The following is a 20672-nucleotide window of genomic DNA, read 5'->3' on the forward strand; positions in this document are numbered from 1 at the left end:
GGCATTTATAGCGGGATGAGATTGATACAAGCCTTATTGCCGAGAAGGCTAGAAAATGAAATGGCGCTTTAGACTAAAAACGCCATTATTCAGGGACGACTAATTAGCTGAGCTATCAATGATTCTGTAAAAACCTCTAATCAAATCTCGAATTCCTGATTCTTTTAGTGCCTGATAAGGAAAATAATAATTCATCATTTATTTTCCTTTCTATACGGTATAAGATAAAATTATTAGATTGCTAATTATGTTTCGTTAACTAGCATTTTTGAATCTTTAATCTATAAAAAAGAAAAGGAATATCCATGAATGATACAATATTAGAAAGCGTAATAAATGATCTAGTGACTGCAAATTTAATTTTATTTAATGAAGGTGTACTGGATGCTTTCGGTCATGTAAGCGTAAGAAATCCTCATAACAGAGATCATTTTTTCTTAGCTCGAAATATGGCCCCAGGGCTTGTTACCAAAGAGGATATACTAGAGTTTAACCTTGAGGGTGAAACTGTAAACAACGATCCCAGGAAGGTCTATCTAGAACGTTATATTCACAGTGAAATCTACCGGAAGCGAGATGATGTAGAAGCAATCGTCCATAGCCATTCTCATTCTGTTGTCCCCTTCAGTGTTGTAAAGTCCGCCTCTTTAAAACCTATGTGCCACATGAGTGGATTCATGGGTACAAGCGTCCCCATATTTGAGATACGAGATGTTGCGGGTGATGAAACCAACATGTTGATTACCAGCCAAGAACTTGGTTCTTCATTAACGCAATCTCTTGGAGAAAATACCTTAGTGCTGATGAGAGGACATGGCTCTACAGTCGTTGCTCCCAGCCTAAAACAAGCAGTTTATAGAGCGATTTATGTAGAAGTTAATGCACAATTACAGATCGAAGCTTCCAGACTAGGACCGGTTGAATTTCTATCAGAAGGAGAAGCACACGCCACTCAAATAACCAACGAAGGGCAAGTAGACCGCCCATGGAATCTATGGAAAACACGAGCGATAAAAGCTCAGAAGTCTTGGCTGCCAGAAGTTTGAGAGTAATCAACTTCAAACCAAGCACACTGCTAATTTTTAAATAGCGTTAGCAGTGTCACTCCAATAAATATACCGAATGTTCCGACGATTATCTGGTATCCAAATTTCTCATTTTTCTTTGAATAAAGCCAAGTTCCCACTAGTACAAATAACGGAGTGGTAGCAGCTAAGGGAGCAATTAGAAGTAGGTTTCCAATTGCCAACGATAGATAAAGAAAAATAGGTCCTATACTTGAAACTATTCCTGCGAAAAAAAAATAAGTAAATTCTCGGCCACTACATGAAACTTTACACCTAGTAACCAAAACATATAGGCTCAAGATAGTCCACGAGGAAGAAACTGTCACTGCACTAGCGAGTACAGGTGAATTAAGCTGGTCGATCCCCACCTTTCTAAGGGCAATAGATATCCCATAGGTTAATGATGCCAGAAGAGGATATAGTAAATATATCTGATGACCATTGGAAATTCCTAGATTAGCATTTGATCCGGAAAATATAGCAATCAACACCGAACCAGTGATGATCAAAAATCCGCCAAGTATTTGCACAACATTTCCGGACTCATCTAGAAACAACAACCCTATAAATACCGTTATCAAAGGATGGGTTAGGGTTAAGGCCGTCGTTGTATTCGCCCCTAACTTAGACATTCCAACGAACTGGAATAGCCGACCAAGTAACGGTGCAAATATACCCGAAATAATAAAAAACTTAAGATCGAGAAGATTAAGAGATTTAGGAATATCTATAAATAAGGTAGATAAAGCTAGTACAACGACATTGATGGTGAGTGTAATCCACAAAACAGAAAGGTGCGAGGCACTTTCACGACCTATTTTTACAAGTAAAAATGTAGCCGCAAACATAACAGAAGACAATAATGCATAAATCATTTCCACTGTGTTACCTCGCTTTAAAGTATATCCGGCTAGAGACCAATCCTTCTGAAAATTAAGCTAATTTGGCTGGAGACCTCAGATGAGGTGTGATCAGGACAACAGCCATCACCAAAGCGGTAGCAATGCCCAATGCGATGATACTCGGTGCTAAGAACATTAGACCAGCCACCAACAACATAGCCTGCGCTATGCCTGATAGAGGAGCTCTCCAGTATCCTTCTATTCCTGCACTTAGCACGATAACACCTAGGGAAGCAGTCAGGCAGTTCAGGATTATCCCAGTTATCGGACCTTCAAGTAGTAACCCTTCTCCATACATAAAGGCGAATGGAACCACGAATGCTGTAATCGCTAGCCTTACCGCTCCAACAGCTATTCCTAGTGGTTTCGCATCAGCAATAGCAGAAGCAGCAAATGCAGCGACAGCCACCGGCGGGGTCATAGCGGAAAGCACCGCAAAGTAAAGAATGAACATGTTTGACTGCATCGCAGAGAAATCAAGCGAACTTAAGGTCGGCCCTACCAATACTGCCGCGAGTATAAATGCTGAGGGTGTTGGCATCCCCATACCCAGTATAATCGCCAACAATGCTGAGATAATCAGAACCAATATACTGCTACTACCCGCAAGCATGAACACTAGGTCTGCAAATTTACCACCAAGTCCAGTCATTGAAATACCACCAATAACGAGACCAGCAGCTGCACAAGCAGCTGTTACCGAAACCATTCTAAGGGTCGTTTCACCGAGTGCTTCCCAAATGGATTTTAGACCCATGCGAGTCGAAGGCTTTATCGCAGCAACAGCAATGACACTTAAAGAAGCAAATGCTGCAACATATGTAGGCGAATACCCCATAACAAGAGCTACTGAAAGGACTAGTAGAGGAATAATGAACAATCCGCCGTTCGACATTGCTACTTTTACCGTTGAAACTTCGTTCTCCTCTAAACCTTTAAGGCCCATTTTTTCAGATCGCAAATGAACCTGTGTATAAACGCATACGTAGTAAAGTAATGCTGGCACAATGCCCGCGATAGCAATATCACGGTACTCGATACCCGTATACTCCGCCATGATAAATGCTGCTGACCCCATAACGGGGGGCAGCAAACTACCACCAGCCGAGGCAGCAACCTCAACACTTCCAGACAATGACTTCCCGTATCCCAAACGCTGCATCATAGGAATCGTGATAGACCCCGTCGTAACAACGTCCGATGTCGGACTACCTGACATCGTTCCATAAAGACCTGAAGAGATAACAGCGATCTTTGCTGGACCGCCTACACGTCTTCCCGCTACAGCTGATGCAAGATCAAAGAAGAAATCTGCTCCACCAGCTCGGGATAAAAAGGTACCAAAGAGAACAAATAGAAAAGCATAAGTTGCTGCCACTCGAAGTGGTACTCCAAATAGCCCATCACTGGTGAACATCATGATATCAAGAAAGTGATTATATCCCACTTCACGAAAACCAAGTCCCGCGGGCAAACCATGCCCAAAGAGATTGTAGAGCAAAAAAATCGTTACTACGCTGGTTAAGCCAAATCCGACTGTTCTTCGCGTGGCTTCGATTGTCAGGAAAAATAGTGCCGAGCCCGCAATAAGGTCGGGCATTTCCAGAGGAAATAACAACGTAATCCGTTCTACGATTCGAGAACTTTCTACTATAAAGTAAACACCGGCCGCTACGCTGGTAAGCGAAAGCACCCAGTCGATTAAACTTGGAGAATCAGTACGCCCCCTAGATCCAGACGTATACATTAAAAATAGAAGAGCTAGCATTGATGACAAAAATACGATCGTCATCGCAAAGAGATCGACGTAGACGATAGTAGTTGTGTAAATTACTCCTAACGCTATTATTGCTGCGATTGATTGGAGTATTCGGGCAAGCTTGGGACTCAACTGACGTTTAGTACCAGTCTCTAATATTGATGAAAGTATATTCGACATTTTATTAGCTCTTATAATTTTTATAAACTTATCAGCTTAACGTAAGCCTGCTTCTACCAGATACTTCAACGCACCTGGGTGGTATGGAACCACAGTGACAGAGGCCATAGCCTCAGGAGTTAACGCTTTCATAGCTGCATGTACACCAGCGATTTGCTGGTAATTTTCATAGATGGCCTTTGTTAGGTTGTAAGCTTTCTGATCATCCATATCAACTCTTACAGCGAGGGTTGCACCCAAGGACGGGGTATCGACCTTTCCTGGTGACCATTCATAGGTCCCTTCAGGAATAACAAAAGGAATTGTTCCACTTGCCTTGTTTACCGCTTCAACGGTTGCTGGATCCATGCCTAGCAAGGTTAATTCGACACTGTTAGCTGCCTGTTGAATAGAACTGTGGCGCACGAAGAGCGAGTTGATCATTAGATCTGCTCGGCGATCCGTAATCAAAGACACCTGTTCACTTGAAGCCGCATAGATAACTTTACCACCCCAGCTTTCGATATCCTTTTCAGTAACACCGATTGCATTCAGCATTTCAACGGCTACATTTGATGCGATGTTACCACGCTTGTTGATAGCAATTGTGATCGGTGGTTTAACTTTAGCGATATCTTCAAAGGTATGAATGCCATACTTTTCTGCAAAGCTGTTACGTACAAGCGTCTGCATCGGAGCCCAGGTATACAAATAGGAAAGAACACGAATGGAATCTATCGGTTCGCGAAACGGTAATCCCCCTTTTTTAGCCAATAGCAATTCTGCATCGTGAACAATGGCCAGATCCGCTTGATTCCGGTCTAGCTGACCAATGTTGGCAATACCACCACCAGAGGTTTGATAAGTTATTTTTGAATCAGGATATGCAGCTCTGACGCTTGAATCTAAACCAGCGCCTAATAAGCTCCACAGCCCTCCCGGAGACGCACCTGCAATAGTCATTTCATATGACTCAGCCTGTACAGTTGGCATTTGAAGCAATGCAGCTGCCGTTAACGAAACTGCAAGACACTTTTTCAAACTTGATAACATAGTTAAATTCCTCTTATTTTTTTATATTGGTAGTCAACCAACTATGTAAAGCGTTATGTGTATTGTCTTCAGCTGCCGGATTACACGACAGCCAATAAATATCTCACCCTTCCTCTAGACCTCCTACGTTATTATCTATGCATTACACACATTCTCTAGCTCACATGTGATGCACTTACAGACTAACCACCTAGCTGACGCAACTATTAAGTCAGACTTCATTAACTTAAAGTTAGGTGGCTAATTTTTATAAGGGTAGATATAAATTTGATTCAGGTCAACACAAATAATTCGCCATCGAATTATTTGTGTTGATTAGGGAACATGCGATTAAGTCGGTAACATGAGACAATCTTGCCGACTTAATCTGACTACGACTCCAGCCGATCATGAACCAGCTTTCCTTCGCCGACACAGAATTTACCAGCAAACGCCGCAAAACTCGCAAAGAACTCTTCCTTGGTAGAATGGATGAGTTGATTCCTTGGCAGCTGCTTGAAGACCAAATTGAAAAAAGCAGGCAATGGTCGTCGCCCCTATCCTTTGTCTACCATGTTGCGTATTCATTTTATGCAGAACTGGTACAACATGGCTGGGCAGGCATTCCAGGGACCCAGCCATGGAGGACGCGCTTTACGAGATTACCTCTATGCGGCTGTTTGCTGGGTTATCTTTAGAAGGAGCAATATCTGATCACACCACCATTATGAATTTTAGGCATTTACTGGAAAAGCATAAGCTTGGACGTAAGCTCTTTAAAGAAGTCCACAAATGGCTATCAGATTCGGGGATTTACTTTAAAGAAGGCACCATCGTTGACGCGACTATTGGGCGCCTCGAAAAAACCTGCTGCTCGTCGTCTGAACAGCTAAACTGCCCGGAACAGCTGTTTTCGACTTGATATCATGCCGGTCTCGGGGGGCAGTGGCACCGGCTGCGGTCGTCTCTCAGTGTGCCCATCAGGCACATTGAGCCGCCACCAACGACTCAAAATGCCTTAATCCCGGCCCGCTGAAAGGACACCAACCGCTTCAGGTTGTAGCAGGCGGCCATCATTGTCATCGCAAAGTTGGCCCTCGCCTGACCCACTGTGCGGATCAACTTGCCCCCCATCTGATCGATGCTGGCGAACACATGCTCGACGCGGGCACGGGTTTTGGCGATCCGCTTATTGCGACGTTGCTGGCACTCCGATAACGGTTTCTGGCGGTGGCCTTTGCGCTGAATATGGTTGCGGTAGCCGTGCTCTTTCAGCCAGCCTTCCCGCTCGGTCGATGGGTAACCGCGATCGGCATAGATGTCCTGACTGGTGTTGTACCGATCAAGAACAGCCTCGAAGTGCTGGCTGTCATGCTCTTTGGCGGTGTCACATTGAAAACGCCGGATCACCTTGTACTTGGCATCGACATTGATTGAGAGTTTGTAGCCAAAATGGCTTTTCCCGTACTTCTTCGTCCAGCTGGCATCGGTATCCTTTTGCCGTCGTTTGACGGGCTTCCAGTCGATAGGCATGGCTTTTTGATCCAGCATCTCTTTGTCACTGCGTCGGTTATGCTGCTTGGGGGCTGGCACCAGGGTGGCATCAATGATCTGGCCACCACGGGCGATGAAGCCCTGCTTGAACAGTTGTGCCGACACACCGTCGAACAAGGCCTGAGCACCGGCTTCGCCGATGCGATTTTCAAAGTGCCAAATCGTGGTGCGATCCGGAATGTTGATCGCTTGGGTCAGCCCGCAGAAGCGTTGATAGCTCATACGGTCCAGTAGCTGGTACTCCATCTGTTCATCCGACAGGTTGTAGAGGCGCTTAAGTACCAGGATGCGGACCATGGTTTCAGTGGGGTACGGCGGTCGCCCGCCCTGAGTGCTGTCAACGCGAGGCGCGATAGAGTCAACTTCAGCGGCCAGTGCAGAAAAATTGATGTGCTGCTCAATCTCGGCCAAAGGATCGCCGGTCCGGTCGATCTTTTCACGGTGATGTTCGCTGGCAAAGAGGTCGTCTTTGATCGCGCTACGCTTCTTCATGGTACTGAACTATCGGGTGTTAGTGGTTGCTCGATACTATCACAGGGTTACCGGTGCTGTGAGCGAGGTTTTTCGAGGTGCCCTAAAGTGAATGCGTAGCATGGTAGCGAGAGGGTATGGGTGCGACCATTGCCAGCTTATGGGGAGAAAGGTTCAACTTGACCTTCAAGCAGCTGCCATGGGCTCAGTTCATCCATCCGGCCAACCAAGGGGAAGTTCTTTACGGGGGGGGCTGCGTTTGCTGGTAAATTCGGTATCGGTGAAGGGAGCTGGTTTATGATGAGTAAGAGTCATAGTAGATTGAAGTCGGCTAGATTATCTCATGTTATCCACTTAATCGCATGTTCCTTAGTAAGCAATAAAAACGCAGGGTTATCCTTGTTCCTTTTTTTGTTGCTGCAAGCGTTGTTGTAATTGCTCTAATGCTTGCAGTTCGCGTCCATCTTCACGCATTGCTTCTTCTAATTTACGATGACTATCAAACTTTTCATAACGTTGTTTCGATATTTCTTCCATTTGTGTACGACTTATTTTTCCTGCATTTGTCAGTAAAGCTTGTTCGTTAAATGCCATAAAATTGTCTACATATTGTCGCCAGTTCTCTAGTGTTAAGCGCTCTTTATTTTTAGCCCTGAACTCTGCAAATTCTAAAAACATATTCACGAGTCGATTTAATTGATCAAGTTCATCAGCGGCTAAGTAATTTTTGGCGATAATGACATCGGCTTTACGTACTCTATTGCCAGAGAAACTGGTTAAATTCATATTTGGTATATCTGGGTTAGCGCGAGCCACTATTAACTCAGCAGCCGTATGACCTGTTACTGCGAAAAACAATTTGTTTTGTACTTCTGCAAATAATAAACCGGTATTTTTCTCATTAGCACGATAATCGTCAGATAAGGCAAATAAATCACGCACTTTTTGATAAAAGCGTTTTTCTGACGAACGTATGTCGCGAATACGTTCAAGCAACTCATCAAAATAATCCCATTTAGGATCTTTGAGTCGCTCATCATCCATCGCAAACCCTTTGCTTAAATATTCGCTTAAGGTGCGAGTTGCCCATTGCCTAAATTGCGTACCTCGAGTCGAGCGAACACGGTAACCCACAGCAATGATCATAGGCAGCGCATACAATTGTGTAAGGTACTCTTTGTCATCGGCCGCAGTTGTCAACTTAGAGTTGACAACTGCGGCCTCAGCCAGCTCATTCTCTGCTAATATGCTTTTTACATGCTTGCTAATATTCTGCTTGCTGGTTTGATATAGCTGCGCTATTTCGAGTTGTGTGAGCCACACATTACCGTCCAGCGTGCGTAGCATAAACTGCGATTTACCATCGTCTGTTGAATACAAGATTAAGTCGTTATTCATCAGGCAATATCTCCTCACTTTCAGAGGAAAGTTTATCTATAATATGATCAATCCATAAATTATCATTAATAGTTCTATTATCTTGATCAACGGGGAGAACTGTTAAAGAATTACTGTATCTGTTTGCGATTCTTAATCTTTTTCTTAATTCTCTTTGTTGCTGTTGGGCAGTTCCATCTGTCTTTAGAGTTACAACGAAAAGCTTTTTGCCCTCACTTTCTACTAACTCCCTGAATAGTCCATTAATATGGCTGTCGTCCTTATTAAAACCAAATCCGACTACTACAATCGCATCTGACTCATTAAATGAATCAAAAAGTTGAACATAGCGCCTTGACATGGTTACCGAAGTTAATGGCTTCAAACCACTTTGGGTCAGAATAAATGGAAAATGTAGTTGCGAAGGATCTAAACCCTCAAACGAATCGCTAGTTATTACAGTGTTTTTATAGGGATTGTAATAATCTTTTACACTTCCATTTAAATGAATAACATCAGGTATAGTGAGCTTTTGTTGTTCAAAAATAGGAGTAAGTAAGCTGTTATAATTAGCAGTACCTATTGCTGCGAATTCATGTGAAGATGCAAAACCTGCAAGGTCATGGTAGTAACCTGTCGAGGGTAAATTTGTTATATCGGGAGCTTGTTCTTTGATGTAATCCTGCGCAGTTTTAAGGAAAACGGCCATTTTAGTGAACTTTGCCCACTCAGTTTCCGGAGAAAATAAGTAACGAAAATGATCATCTAATAGTTTTTGGTAGTCTAATACAGTAGTAAAAATATTCTCTAATGCTTTTTGTGCAATTGCACATAGAAGGCTTAACGCTGTGCCTGACTCACTAACGTCAAAAGCTCTATTTTCTTCAAGTAATAACTCTAAAGCTGTTGCTCCAATTCTGTGAAATTCGAGCTTGAACATCCCAGATATATCATCAAAAATGGGCAAGTCATCAGGGGCAGATTCAAATAACTCTTGGTTTAGCTTACGCACTAAATCTTGTCCATGTGCACCAACCAAAAGTTGGAGAAAAGCTGTTACGTAACGACGTAAGTCATCGCAATCATCTGAGGACTTTACTATGTCGAGCATCGCTGAATAGTAATTGGAACTGAATAAGTTAACATCCTGCGCTAACAGTTCATTTAACTTGATTACATGGGTGTACAGACGATCTCCGATTGCAGCACCAACTAATTCGGAAAATTTTTGCTCTACTAGCTCTCGTGCAATTCCAAGTGACTCCATCGCTTTGTCACATTCAGCATCAAATTGATTTAATCGACGTATTATTTCTGAGCGGCGGTATTCAATTGATGATTCAATTAAGCTTGTAAATTCACTTCGCCCAAAAGCATGAATGCGCTTATCTCTAAAGCCTTGAGGAAGCCAGTCTGTTGCGTAGGAAGACATCATATCAATTGATTTAAGTTGCTCGCGAAAATCTGTTCGATAAGGACTAGGGTTTTGCCTGAATAAATCAATTGCAAATTTACCACCACTAGGTAATCCATATCCGATTTCAGCACCTGCTCCAAAGAAAAATCCTAGTTTCATAATAACCTCCTTGTTTAACCTATAGTAACTCTGCGTTTACCCGTTAATAACTGCTGCATCAGCGCTTTTTTTTCTTGTTTTAGATCAGCAAGCTGTTGTTCTAAAAGCTCGATTTCTTTGTCAGCATTATTGAGTACAGCGGCTATTTTCTTTTGCTCATATAAGTTAGGGATTCGAATGTGAATCCCTTTAAAATCTTTTAGAATTATCCGAGGAACCCCAGAACCAGAAGTCAGCGCCTTACCTACAAAGAATCTTACTGACTCTTGTGAAAAATATTGAGCAATAAAGTGCGGGGAAATTTTGTTTAGCTTTGGTCTTAATAAAGCTATGGAGGATAAAATCACACCTTGAATTTCCTTTTTCACAACAAAACAGTATTTTAAAATAGAGCCATCTTTCGCTATCAAAATATCATTAATCTCAGGCTTGCAGTTTTGTTTTTCTAAGGCTTTAAAATCATCCTCACTGATATGTCGAGCTGTATTTTCAGCAAAGCCTGTTGATCTCATATCTTTCACTGAAAACATCGGGTAACCAACTTCAACACTTTGTGGACTATGGTGGGCACCATCAGTAACTTTTGAACAGACATCACCTAACTTTACCTCTTCCCACTCTCCCTCAAACGGTTTACCTGAATCATCAAGTAGGCGTTTACGTTGGGTATGAGCGCCTGTGAGCAATTGTTGCATGAGGGCGTTTTTCTGCTGTTTGCTGTTGTCGATTAGCCGCTCGGTGGTGCTAATCGCTTTATCCCAAGTTTCAAGGATAGTGGCGATTTTACGTTGTTCAGGGAGTGGAGGAAGTAATAAAGGTATAGCTCGAATTGTAGATAAATTTAAACCAGCTTTCGCCCCAGAATCATTTAAACGGTTAATTTTATGGTTCATTTCTTTTGAAGATAAAAGATAGGCAACGAATTTAGAATCTGTAAACTTACTCTTTAAGCGAACTAAAGCTGTATGTTGATTTATGAAGGCTTCACCTAAGTTATCTGGCACCCAGCCAATTTTACCTAACTCAGCTGTAATAGAGATCAGAATATCACCAGGATTTAACGAGGTTCTCTGACCATCGGATGATTCACTTTTTACATCCACATATTTTAAATCATTAAGTTTCAAATATATTCCATCACGGGGTAAGTTCGTCATTCGAATAAACTTACTACCCACATCAGAGTAATATTGAGCCCAATCACGAGAACCACTGGTAATCGTTTCTGTAATTTTGCCTAAAGCATAGCGTTCCCAGCTTTTAGGAATCATCATTTCTCACCTCCGGCACCCGTCGCTTCATCGCATCCATGCGCACTCGACACTTGTGCTTCCTGCATATCGTACCCCAACTCCTTTAAGTAGCTTTCCATTTCTGCTTCAAGGTTTTGCAATTCGTTTTTAAGTTGCACACGTTCAGTACGCACAGCCACCAAATCAATCTCGACTTCTTCTTCAAAGGTATCAACATAGCGAGGGATGTTTAGGTTAAAGTCGTTTTCTTTGATTTCATCAAAACTGGCAAGGTAGGCGTATTTGTCAACGCTTTCACGCGCTTTGTAGGTGTCGATGACTTTTTGAATGTTGTCAGGTGATAACTGATTTTGGTTTTTGCCTGATTTAAACTCACGGCTCGCATCAATAAACAATACGTTTTCATCCGTTTTTTGCTTTTTGAAGATTAAAATAGCAGCGGGGATGCCTGTACCAAAGAATAGTTTTTCTGGTAGGCCAATGACGGTATCTAGCAGGTTTTCTTCAATAAGTTTTTGACGAATTGTTCCTTCCATAGATGCTCTGAATAACACGCCATGTGGCACAACTACGCCCATGCGGCCTGTTTCTGGTTTCAATGTTTCAATCATGTGCGAAATAAAGGCGTAATCGCCTTTGGTTTTTGGCGGTACGCCACGACGAAAGCGCCCGTATGGGTCGCTATTAGCATCATCATGTCCCCATTTATCTAAGCTAAATGGTGGGTTAGCTGTTACCACATCAAAATGCAATAAGCCGTTGCTGTCTTTATCAAGTAGCAATGGGTTACGAATGGTGTCGCCCCATTCAATGCGGTGGTTGTCTTCACCGTGTAGGAACATGTTCATTTTGGCAAGTGCCCAAGTCGAACCAATCGCTTCTTGCCCAAATAGTGCGTATTTTTTTGAGCCAGAGTTTTTACGTACCATAGCGCCACATTTAAGAAGCAATGAGCCACTTCCTGTACATGGGTCACATATTTGGTCGCCTTCAACTGGCTCTAGAATCGTTGCTAAAAGGGTTGATACCTCTGGTGGGGTATAGTATTCACCAGCGGTAGCACCACTGCCTGCGGCAAAGTGTTTAATAAGGTATTCATAGGCGTTACCGATAATATCTAAACTGCCTACACGCTCTGTGCTTAGGTTTAAAATGTCTTTACCAAAGTCTTCTAACAAGTGGCGCAGTAAATCATTCTTTTGTTTCTCTTGGCCTAAACGGTCTGTGTTGAAGCTAATGTCTTGGAATACGTTTTTAAGCTTGCTGCCGTTGGCTTCTTCTAGTGCGTGCAAGGCTTTATCAATACGCTCACCATTGCCCGGTTGATGACGAACTTCGTACAAATCCCAAAAGCTCGCGCCCTCAGGTAATACAAAGCGCTGTTTAGACATCATGGCGTGTATTAAATCTGGATTATCGCCATACTGAGTAATCAGCTTGTTGTATTCGTCTTTGTATACATCAGAGATGTATTTTAAAAACAGCATGGTGAGGACGAAGTCTTTATAGGTGTCGGCACTGATCACACCACGAAAAGTGTCACATGCATTCCAGACCGCCTTGTTTATATCGTCCTGATTGATTTGGTTAACTGTCATGATCTGAGATTCCTTATATATTTTTATTCAAACGATTTAGTAGGTCTGATGCGATCGCTGTCATTTCTAACTGTCGATTTTCTATAAGCTGATTATAGGTTTTGATTTCTTTCATAGCGCATCGATGTAAATTGACGATTTTTGTCTGTGTTTCGAAGTCAGGTAAAGTAAATGGCGTTTCTTCCAATACTTTTTTTCTAATACTGACTTGTAGACTGCCTTCAGCTGATACCGTGAAGTAGCGCTGCGCTGGTTCTTGGTTTAACTGCCAACAAATGAATTCTGCTAGAACGTCAGCATTATGTTGAGGCTTAACTCTTAGGCGAAAAAAGTGAGGGGAGCAAATTGTATTTTCAGGCACGTTCTTCACTAAAGTCGCCGTGTTTTTTGTCCCTTTCGCTATGAATAAAATGTCATTGGCTAAAAGCCAATCAGGTGATTTTTTCCCTGGCAATTTTGTCAGCGTGAGTTCATTTGTCAGAATCTCACCATCTGCATCAATATTTCTAATTTGGACTACAAACGCTTCTCCTTCTCTACTGAGTTCTATCCGCCCCCTAAACGGGTAGCCAGAACCTATGCTCACATATTTTCCAAGAATCGTTGTCATCATTTCGGCCTGTCTAAACATTGAACATAGTTTGCAGAATTCATTTATGATCGTCAATTATAAATTGCATTATTTTCATGATGCAAAAATAATAAAAATTGTCTTGTTGATTTGCTTGATTTATGTATTTTTTATGCAGTATTGTAATGGAGTGAAGTGGTTTTCTCTGTTATGTTAAATGTTAACGTTAATGAAGAGGTGGTGAATGGGAAGTAAATGGCAATAAAAAACCGATGACATCAGAGATGCCATCGGTTCATAGAGCCTAATCGTCTTGCAAACGATATAGATATCTAAACAACCAAAGCCAGCTTAAAAGTGCTACTGGTCTAAGGTCGGAGGTGAGAGTCTGTACTTTACCAATATAGTCGTACTTTTCAAGCGGTGCTTTGTTGACAGCGTTTGCTTATTTGCGAGCGCGTAACATTTTTTATTGGGAAAAAGGTATGGATATAAGGTCAACAGAAGTCTCGAAAGGGTTCGTGTATCTCCATTTTAGTGATAAAGGCTACGGCCTTTTCATTAATCAATTTGAAGCTTTTGGCTCGTTGTTGTTGAAAGCTGGCTCTAATGTTAGATACGAAGCAGAAACAGCTTCTATTATGTATAAGCGTGATGGCAAAGAACGACAAATACACCTAGCTCAACTGTCTTTTATGCAGGCTAGAACTGAAAAAATTCCACACGTCCGCTTGGAAAGCGTTATTACAGACAGCGACACTTCTTTTGACACACAGTCACCGCCTTTTAATATTAATGAGCAATGGCCACATTTACTTCAGCTTTCACTGTTTGATGTGACGTCTATTTTTGAGTATCAACAGTATATTTCCCATACTTTTAGAGATTATGAAAGTGTCGTGAATGTGCCTTTTGAGCTGCGATGGAGTAGTGGATTTAAGCGAGTAAAGGTACAGGATGACGATCTTGCTACTAGCCGACCAAATAATCATACACCAGACCAAGCATGCAATATTGCTTTATCCGACATCTCTGGTATTCACCCCAAAGTAAAGCAGTTTTTGCTGCGCAATTCAGCTATGGGGCGAGAGTTGTTGCCATTAACGCGGAATGAGGTGTTAGATTACTTAACACTGTTTCCTATTATATTGGTGCAGGACGATGGAAAGCTCTACTGTGTGGCGGGGATTCAGTCCTATTTATATGCTGTTAGTGTTTTAGATAAAAAGCAAACAGTACTAGTTCGCTGGTACAAAGAAAGAATGGGCAAAGCACTTCATCGATTAAACATGATGGAATCGTTGGGCCTTCCTATTATATTCAGCACAAAAAAGTGCTTGCTTCAGCAAACTTTTGAAACGCTACAACCTTCGTTTGGCCCTTTGTACAAGCAATCTTTTCTTGCCTCCTGCAGTGTTAAACATTTTGCAACGCTTTTCGGGCTAGACACTAGAACAATACAGGAGGGCGGCCGTTGAGTACTCATCGTTCACCCACTGTCGAGTTTCAAGACTCTTGTTTACATCACTTTCTTAAAGAGATGAAAAAGCAAAAATTGACCATTGCTAATTTGTCTGCAAAGAAATCCCGCCAACTTGTACTTCATTATTGTAATAAATGTCATATCCCGACTCATTTACGTGCCATTGATCTTTGTGTTGAAAATATTAGCGATGCAATCGAAAGTGTAAAGGATGAATGTGATGACCTTTCGCTACTTGAGGAGGAGTTTGGTGGGAGGTTGCTAGGGTTAAGTAACTTTGCTGGTTTTATGGCAAATCATACAGATCTGTTGGAGCAAGTCGGTGCTTTTATATGGCACGAAAGACCTAACGTAATGGATGAAGAGCAGCACCCTATGATGAGCCAATGGGGGCGATATCCTATTTATTCTATGTTGATGAATTCTCTCGAAGATGATGGGTATACAAGTAATTTTCATGGGCTACAGATCATTGTGCTCGCTGCTTATTCGTCATTAAGTCATTCGCCCGATACTTTTTCGATGTACATGAAGGATCAAGAAAAGCGATTGAAAAAAAATCAAAGTTCGGCATCGACCGCTGGTTTTTTTATTCGGAACTGGTCAGATAATAATGTAGACGATGATACGTTAGAATTTTTTAGTGATGATATTAATGTGTATGAATGGTGCGAAGATATTATATCAGCGCGTGATGATTCGGCCACTGAAGAGCGCCCATTGTATCGCCAAACGATGAGCCCATTAATTTCAAAATGGAGGAGCTTTCAGTTTCAGCGTAAAAGTGCCAATGGAGAAAAAAAACGTGGTAAGGCCAAGCCCTATAACAGAAAAGCCTCTAGCTGGCATGGCGGCTACTGCCGATACAATTCTGGCATTGTTAGCGAGTCTATTCTTATTGATGATAACGGTGTTGTTGAAAAAGTGGCGTATGGGCACGGTTTAAATACCATCCCTGTTACCAGCATCAAGATAAAAAACGCTCCAACCTTGATACCTGAAGAAGAGGCTAAATATGCAGATTTAGAAGATGACGAGCAGGGCGATTATGACGAGATTATTAGTGTTGATGACCCTACTCCCAGCTGTAACAACATTTTTTCGAAGCGACAAATTCCCAAAATCATCCAATCAAATCAGAATTTGATTGGTCAGTTTTCTAACGCCACCAGCGTGGAGGTTGCTCAACTTGTTAAGCTTTGTCTAGATGTTATGAATGCCCCCGTATCTCATAGTGACTTGGTTTCTCATGCGGCGCCAATGGCTTTATTAATGCTGTACACCGGCTGTTCTCTGAGAGATGTTGCACATGGTACAAGGTGGTCTATTGATCATTCATCATCAAAGGCGAAGATAACCTCTGTCTTGTCTAACGGAAAACGAATTTGGTTTATTAAAGTCGCAAGCGTTCAGCGAAAAAAGCGGCTTACTCACGACCTTTTGGCTCAGTGCAGGGTTGTTGAGTCGTATATCAAAATTCCTGATGAGTTTGGTCTAGCAGATTTTTTAAAAGCACAGTACCAAGAACATCTAGATAGTAAAGAAACTGGGAGGATTTTTCAAAAAAAGCTACGTGAGTACCGACGTATACTGAACGAATTACTGCACTTGTTGCCTAATGGTAATCGATTAAATGAGCATAAAATTGCAAATTTTTTACCCGCACACATAACTCATCAAACAGGTGATGTTGCGGCCACCATCTTATCGACTGGTCAGTATCTTCCGCTCGGAAAGACGCTTTTGCACTACAGTGCGCCTTCACCTCATTATCTTGAATCTGTTAGGTGTAAGGTCTGGGATAAGCTCTGCCGTGATATCCCTTTGCCCAGCTCTATTGAGCCAGAAGCAGACAAATTGCCTGCAATAAGCACATCGTCTGTTTCACAGCTATGCCCGACATTTGATAGCATTATCGATATGGTGCAGTACACTAAAAACGCTATCAGATCCGCAAACAAATCTGGTGATATCTTGGATACTCATAACATGATGACGTATTACACCGTTCAGATGTTTGCTTATGGAACGGGTGTGCGTGCTATTTGTTCACCGTTGTCCTGTGTAACAGCCTTTGATCCTAATACGAAAACTGTTGTCATTTCTGATAAAGACGGAGATGATTTTTATAACTCTCGACTGTGTATATTGCCCCAGCTCGTTTGTCGACAGTTAGAAGCTTATCAAGAGCACGTCGAGCAACTTAAAAAAACAACATACTTTTCTGCTATTAACGACAATTCATCAATAGACATACCAGACTATTTCTATCTCGATAAACATGTTAATCCCACTGAAATCAAACCAAGCATAAGCTTCTCCCTTCAGGCGCTTTTTTTAAATCTGCCAATGAACACTAACCGCCGGTTCATTCGTACCTATTTGATGGAGAAAGGGGTGAGTGGTGAGTTAATTAATGCATTTATGGGGCACTGGGGGATAGGGCAGGAACCCGGGGGGAAGTTTTCAACATGCTCACCTTTTGAGCTTATTGAAATGGTAGCACCGCATATTGATGAGCTGCTCACAGCATTGAATTTTACGATTGAGCGAGGGCTTGCTGATGTCTGAAGAACAAGTTGTTAAGTCTGATCTTTCGTGGAGAGCTGAAATAACTGAAGAGCGATGGTCGATATTTAAAAAGTTTGAATTAGAAATAGATGACGCCGAAAAACATTATTTTGAGTACTTTATGACTTGGCTTGCTGAAGATGAAAGTACGGATTCAAGAGCCATTATTAATGGATACAGTCGCTTTAAAAAACGTAAAAAACTTAACTCTAACAAACTTTTCAATCGATTTATTAACACCTGTAATCTAGATGTTGAAGGGATTATTAGATCCTCAAAGGTGCTAAGAGCACTTGTTGTATACTTGAAAAAAAGTGGCGAGTTAGATAGCGACGTTTCTCTCCCTGCCTTAACGCAAAAAATGCATCGAGAAGCTGGGCGTCTGACACCTATTCGATTTAATCGATATGTCGCTTTGTACAAAGATGTTGTTAGCGCTTTATCTGAGTCTTTAAAGCAGCCAAACTGCACAAATGACGTGAAGAGAGGGCAAATACTACTGTCGTCAGTTTTATACGGCGGCCTTCTGTCAGTGGAAGGCTTGTATGGCTTGCTGATTAATTCATCTAAGCGACCTTTTACCATTAGTGGTCAGAAAATCTGGCCCTTAGACCTGACATCGTGTAAGTATTTTTATTCTGAAAGTCGCTTATGGTATCCAGATATACTGACAGAAACGCTCTTGCTCAAAAATCAATTAACGGAAATTGAAATAAAAACAGGCCAAAAGCGAGAGATGAGAAAAAAAATCACTTCTCTTATCCAAGCGGTTTTCTCCAACCTGCCTACGAGTGTCAAAAAATCCCTTACTATTAATAAAGTGAATCTTTCGACACTTCTTAATGTTGTGTCTGTTCATTATGAGCAATTCGTACCTGCTTTTGTCGTGCGATATTGTCAGCGAGAGTTTATTAGTCATTCATTAAAACCGAGCGCTCTTAATCGCTTGGCGGGCTATTGCGTTTTAGACGATAGCTCTGGGAATGATGATTTAGCTGTTAAGTCGACTTGGGCTCCTAGTGATCAATATTTATCATTCAGTAACGAAACGCTGCTGATGAACAATACATCTGAGCAAGAGGAAGATGATCAGGCTGCAAGCTGGACATGGGTTGAAAAAAACATCAAACAGTCTGATAGCAAGGAAAGCTTGGAGCATGATATTTCTGCTCTGCTCAAAGGTAATACTGAATTGGAGCCGGTTCAAAGACTGGTACTGATGTGGGGGATACACTTAGCGACAGTGGGCAGTATCGATTTTACAAACCTGAAACCAAAGCGTATCAGCTTCATGATGCGCTCTATCGGTTCTCGACTCTCCGGTTTAGTGCAGAAAGATGATATGACTTTGTATTCAGCAGAAGACTTGGAAGGATTATATGAAGAGTTGCTGAGTACAATTTCATCGATGGGTTTAAAAAGAAAATTGGCCAGTATGTTGGATCGGTTCCAAAAATATTTAGAAAACCACCACTATGTTGATGCTATTGATTCGCGAGAAGTGTTTGGTATCCAGAACTCACCGCTGCCTGTTGATGCAAATATACTACTTGTTGACGAATACCTAAATGTTTTAGAGACATTGAAGGGCATTGACGAGCTTGACTTGTCTCCAGACATGAATGTCATCATCAGATTGATGTTCATTCTTGGTTATCGCTGTGGATTAAGGCAAAGTGAAGGTCTAAAACTGAGAGTGGGGGACATCCAAGGTGATGAAAATTGCTACCTTATTGTCAGGCCTCATCAATACCGCAGGCTGAAAACAAATAATGCTAAGCGCTATTTTGAGCTGAGACATTTTCTAAGCCACGACGAATTGTTGCTGTTTAAAAATTGGCTTAGCAAGAGGCGTAGGGAGCTTGCTAGTGAGGAAAGTAGCTCGCCCTTCCTTTTTTCATGCTTATCAAAAGGGGATAACTGTATAAATCCCGATTTGGTGTTTCCCGTTATTCATAGCGTGATGCGAACTGTGTGTGAGGATGAGTCTCTTAGATATCATAATTTACGACATTCTTTTGCGACACTGACATTATTGAAGCTGTTGAAAGATGAATCTTGTCAGCTGCCCATCTTTGAACATCATCCAGAAACTCATAGTTGGTTGGCTAATAATGTTGCTTTTAAACAATATTTATATGCCAGCCAAGCCCCAACTAGAAAGCACCTTTATACGTTATCGATGCTGATGGGGCATGCGTCGCCAGAGACGACATTAGAACATTATATTCACTGTATGGATTACATCGCTCGTGTTGCCATTGAAAAGCGAATAAAGCCAACACCACAAATGTTGTCTGATGCGTCGGGGAATTCTTTAACTACTGTTTATCGCTGGTTGCATGGAGGTGCTGATGAATATCGCTATAACTTATGTAGGCAGCATGAGCCCTGTTTAAAGCAACCAAAAATATTGTTTTTTTCAGCCGCCATCCCTAACTTCCGACTCAATATTGTTACTAATAACACAGCAAGAAAAATAGAGAACTGCAGGAAGGTACTGTTTAAACTGATTCAAAGCCCAGCAGCAGGAATTGATAAAAAAAAGCAGTACAATTTACTATCAGAGCAATTTTCGGTGGGTGTTTTAGACATTGAAAAGTGGGAAAGAAATAGTCTATCTTTGCTCGATTTAGATAAGTCCAAATTTACTTCTGATAGTGTGAAACACTGCTCTAAAAGAATCAATTTAGGGCATTATCAAAACGAAACCTTACCATTGCCAGCAAAGCCAAGAAATATCGAGATCGATCAAGATGCTTACATTAAGGTTGTAGATGACCTTGCAACGATGGCGGAAAAAGACTTTGATCGGCTTCAGCTTCTTCTTAAGGCATTTGCAAAACATACTCAAAAACGAAACTACCTATTCAGGTTTACTGATATTGCTTCCGCTGAACCAGTCATTGATGCATTGACCTCACTGACAAGTGATGATGTTTCAATATCGTTTACTTTACTACATGGTAAAAAGCAATCTGACAGCAATGTTAAGAGAGTCTGTATTCCTCATTGGCGAATGGGCCTAAAGCTGTCGAAGAAGTTGGTTTTCAATACAGCTTTAGCTAACAGTGATGCCAAAGCAGGGGAGTTTGGTTGGCTAGGTGTTAATTTGGTTAACGCTAAAACAGATAAAGCGATTGAGGGCTTACGGTATGTCTTTGCAATGATGTATGTTTTGGAGACAATGATTGTCTAGTAAACTGGTATGGACCCACTTTAATAGACATCTCATAGCTATATAATAATAGGTAAAAATGAGGTGAATTATGAGTGGAAAACGTTATACCGATGAGTTC

The 20672-nt window shown here is 41.7% G+C and carries 13 protein-coding genes and 1 pseudogene; 5 read left to right on the forward strand and 9 right to left on the reverse strand.

Going from position 1 to position 20672, the window contains the following annotated elements; all coding sequences use genetic code 11:
• Positions 1-305: 305 nt before the first annotated feature.
• The gene (locus DFP77_RS18460; RefSeq protein WP_114413676.1) at positions 306-1046 is read left to right on the forward strand and encodes a class II aldolase/adducin family protein; all 741 of its coding nucleotides are present in this window, start codon (positions 306-308) and stop codon (positions 1044-1046) included.
• 29 nt (positions 1047-1075) lie between these two features.
• Here the strand turns inward: DFP77_RS18460 and DFP77_RS18465 are convergent, their stop codons facing one another.
• The 3 genes from DFP77_RS18465 to DFP77_RS18475 are packed head-to-tail and all read right to left on the reverse strand — an operon-like array spanning position 1076 to position 4940.
• Positions 1076-1942, reverse strand: a complete 867-nt coding sequence (locus DFP77_RS18465) for an EamA family transporter (protein ID WP_227804022.1) — start codon at positions 1940-1942, stop codon at positions 1076-1078.
• Positions 1943-2000: 58 nt separating this feature from the next.
• On the reverse strand, positions 2001-3908 hold the full coding sequence (locus DFP77_RS18470) for a TRAP transporter permease (protein ID WP_114413678.1): 1908 nt from the start codon (positions 3906-3908) through the stop codon (positions 2001-2003).
• A gap of 36 nt (positions 3909-3944) precedes the next feature.
• A complete protein-coding gene (locus DFP77_RS18475; RefSeq protein ID WP_114413679.1) occupies positions 3945-4940 on the reverse strand; it encodes a TAXI family TRAP transporter solute-binding subunit in 996 nt (331 codons plus the stop codon).
• 386 nt (positions 4941-5326) lie between these two features.
• On the opposite strand from DFP77_RS18475, the pseudogene DFP77_RS18480 reads away from it, so the two are divergent.
• Positions 5327-5769, forward strand: a pseudogene (locus DFP77_RS18480) (transposase); the annotation flags it as partial.
• Between the two features lie 158 nt (positions 5770-5927).
• Here DFP77_RS18480 and DFP77_RS18485 read toward each other — a convergent pair.
• From DFP77_RS18485 to DFP77_RS18510, 6 genes are all read right to left on the reverse strand, one after another.
• Entirely contained in the window at positions 5928-6965 is a 1038-nt protein-coding gene (locus tag DFP77_RS18485; RefSeq protein ID WP_114413680.1) for an IS5 family transposase, read from the reverse strand.
• A 372-nt stretch (positions 6966-7337) separates the two neighbouring features.
• The gene (locus DFP77_RS18490; protein WP_114413681.1) at positions 7338-8342 is read right to left on the reverse strand and encodes a virulence RhuM family protein; all 1005 of its coding nucleotides are present in this window, start codon (positions 8340-8342) and stop codon (positions 7338-7340) included.
• A complete protein-coding gene (locus DFP77_RS18495; protein WP_114413682.1) occupies positions 8335-9897 on the reverse strand; it encodes a hypothetical protein in 1563 nt (520 codons plus the stop codon). The genes DFP77_RS18490 and DFP77_RS18495 overlap by 8 nt, the downstream gene beginning before the upstream one ends.
• Before the next feature lie 14 nt (positions 9898-9911).
• Positions 9912-11171, reverse strand: coding sequence for a restriction endonuclease subunit S (locus tag DFP77_RS18500; RefSeq protein WP_220235557.1), 1260 nt, complete (start codon positions 11169-11171; stop codon positions 9912-9914).
• Positions 11168-12748, reverse strand: coding sequence for a type I restriction-modification system subunit M (locus tag DFP77_RS18505; RefSeq protein WP_114413684.1), 1581 nt, complete (start codon positions 12746-12748; stop codon positions 11168-11170). The genes DFP77_RS18500 and DFP77_RS18505 overlap by 4 nt, the downstream gene beginning before the upstream one ends.
• Before the next feature lie 13 nt (positions 12749-12761).
• Positions 12762-13334 (reverse strand): restriction endonuclease subunit S, encoded by a 573-nt coding sequence (locus DFP77_RS18510; RefSeq protein ID WP_220235558.1) that lies wholly within the window; start codon positions 13332-13334, stop codon positions 12762-12764.
• Between the two features lie 470 nt (positions 13335-13804).
• On the opposite strand from DFP77_RS18510, the gene DFP77_RS18515 reads away from it, so the two are divergent.
• The 3 genes from DFP77_RS18515 to DFP77_RS18525 all read left to right on the forward strand — a co-directional run bounded on the left by DFP77_RS18515 (position 13805) and on the right by DFP77_RS18525 (position 20572).
• Positions 13805-14797 (forward strand): hypothetical protein, encoded by a 993-nt coding sequence (locus tag DFP77_RS18515; RefSeq protein ID WP_147270573.1) that lies wholly within the window; start codon positions 13805-13807, stop codon positions 14795-14797.
• A gap of 62 nt (positions 14798-14859) precedes the next feature.
• Entirely contained in the window at positions 14860-17373 is a 2514-nt protein-coding gene (locus tag DFP77_RS18520) for a site-specific integrase (protein WP_147270574.1), read from the forward strand.
• Positions 17366-20572: a tyrosine-type recombinase/integrase gene (locus tag DFP77_RS18525; RefSeq protein ID WP_114413688.1), complete on the forward strand. Its 3207-nt coding sequence runs from the start codon at positions 17366-17368 to the stop codon at positions 20570-20572. The genes DFP77_RS18520 and DFP77_RS18525 overlap by 8 nt, the downstream gene beginning before the upstream one ends.
• The last annotated feature ends 100 nt before the right edge of the window (positions 20573-20672 follow it).

The organism is Marinomonas foliarum (assembly GCF_003337275.1).
In the GTDB taxonomy this organism is placed as follows: domain Bacteria; phylum Pseudomonadota; class Gammaproteobacteria; order Pseudomonadales; family Marinomonadaceae; genus Marinomonas; species Marinomonas foliarum.

Excerpts from the sequence above, each read along its gene's own strand:
- DFP77_RS18460 (WP_114413676.1), top strand. The coding sequence starts at position 306 with ATGAATGATACAATATTAGAAAGCGTAATAAATGATCTAGTGACTGCA.
- DFP77_RS18465 (WP_227804022.1), bottom strand. The coding sequence starts at position 1,942 with ATGATTTATGCATTATTGTCTTCTGTTATGTTTGCGGCTACATTTTTA.
- DFP77_RS18470 (WP_114413678.1), bottom strand. The coding sequence starts at position 3,908 with ATGTCGAATATACTTTCATCAATATTAGAGACTGGTACTAAACGTCAG.
- DFP77_RS18475 (WP_114413679.1), bottom strand. The coding sequence starts at position 4,940 with ATGTTATCAAGTTTGAAAAAGTGTCTTGCAGTTTCGTTAACGGCAGCT.
- DFP77_RS18485 (WP_114413680.1), bottom strand. The coding sequence starts at position 6,965 with ATGAAGAAGCGTAGCGCGATCAAAGACGACCTCTTTGCCAGCGAACAT.
- DFP77_RS18490 (WP_114413681.1), bottom strand. The coding sequence starts at position 8,342 with ATGAATAACGACTTAATCTTGTATTCAACAGACGATGGTAAATCGCAG.
- DFP77_RS18495 (WP_114413682.1), bottom strand. The coding sequence starts at position 9,897 with ATGAAACTAGGATTTTTCTTTGGAGCAGGTGCTGAAATCGGATATGGA.
- DFP77_RS18500 (WP_220235557.1), bottom strand. The coding sequence starts at position 11,171 with ATGATGATTCCTAAAAGCTGGGAACGCTATGCTTTAGGCAAAATTACA.
- DFP77_RS18505 (WP_114413684.1), bottom strand. The coding sequence starts at position 12,748 with ATGACAGTTAACCAAATCAATCAGGACGATATAAACAAGGCGGTCTGG.
- DFP77_RS18515 (WP_147270573.1), top strand. The coding sequence starts at position 13,805 with ATGGATATAAGGTCAACAGAAGTCTCGAAAGGGTTCGTGTATCTCCAT.
- DFP77_RS18520 (WP_147270574.1), top strand. The coding sequence starts at position 14,860 with ATGAAAAAGCAAAAATTGACCATTGCTAATTTGTCTGCAAAGAAATCC.
- DFP77_RS18525 (WP_114413688.1), top strand. The coding sequence starts at position 17,366 with ATGTCTGAAGAACAAGTTGTTAAGTCTGATCTTTCGTGGAGAGCTGAA.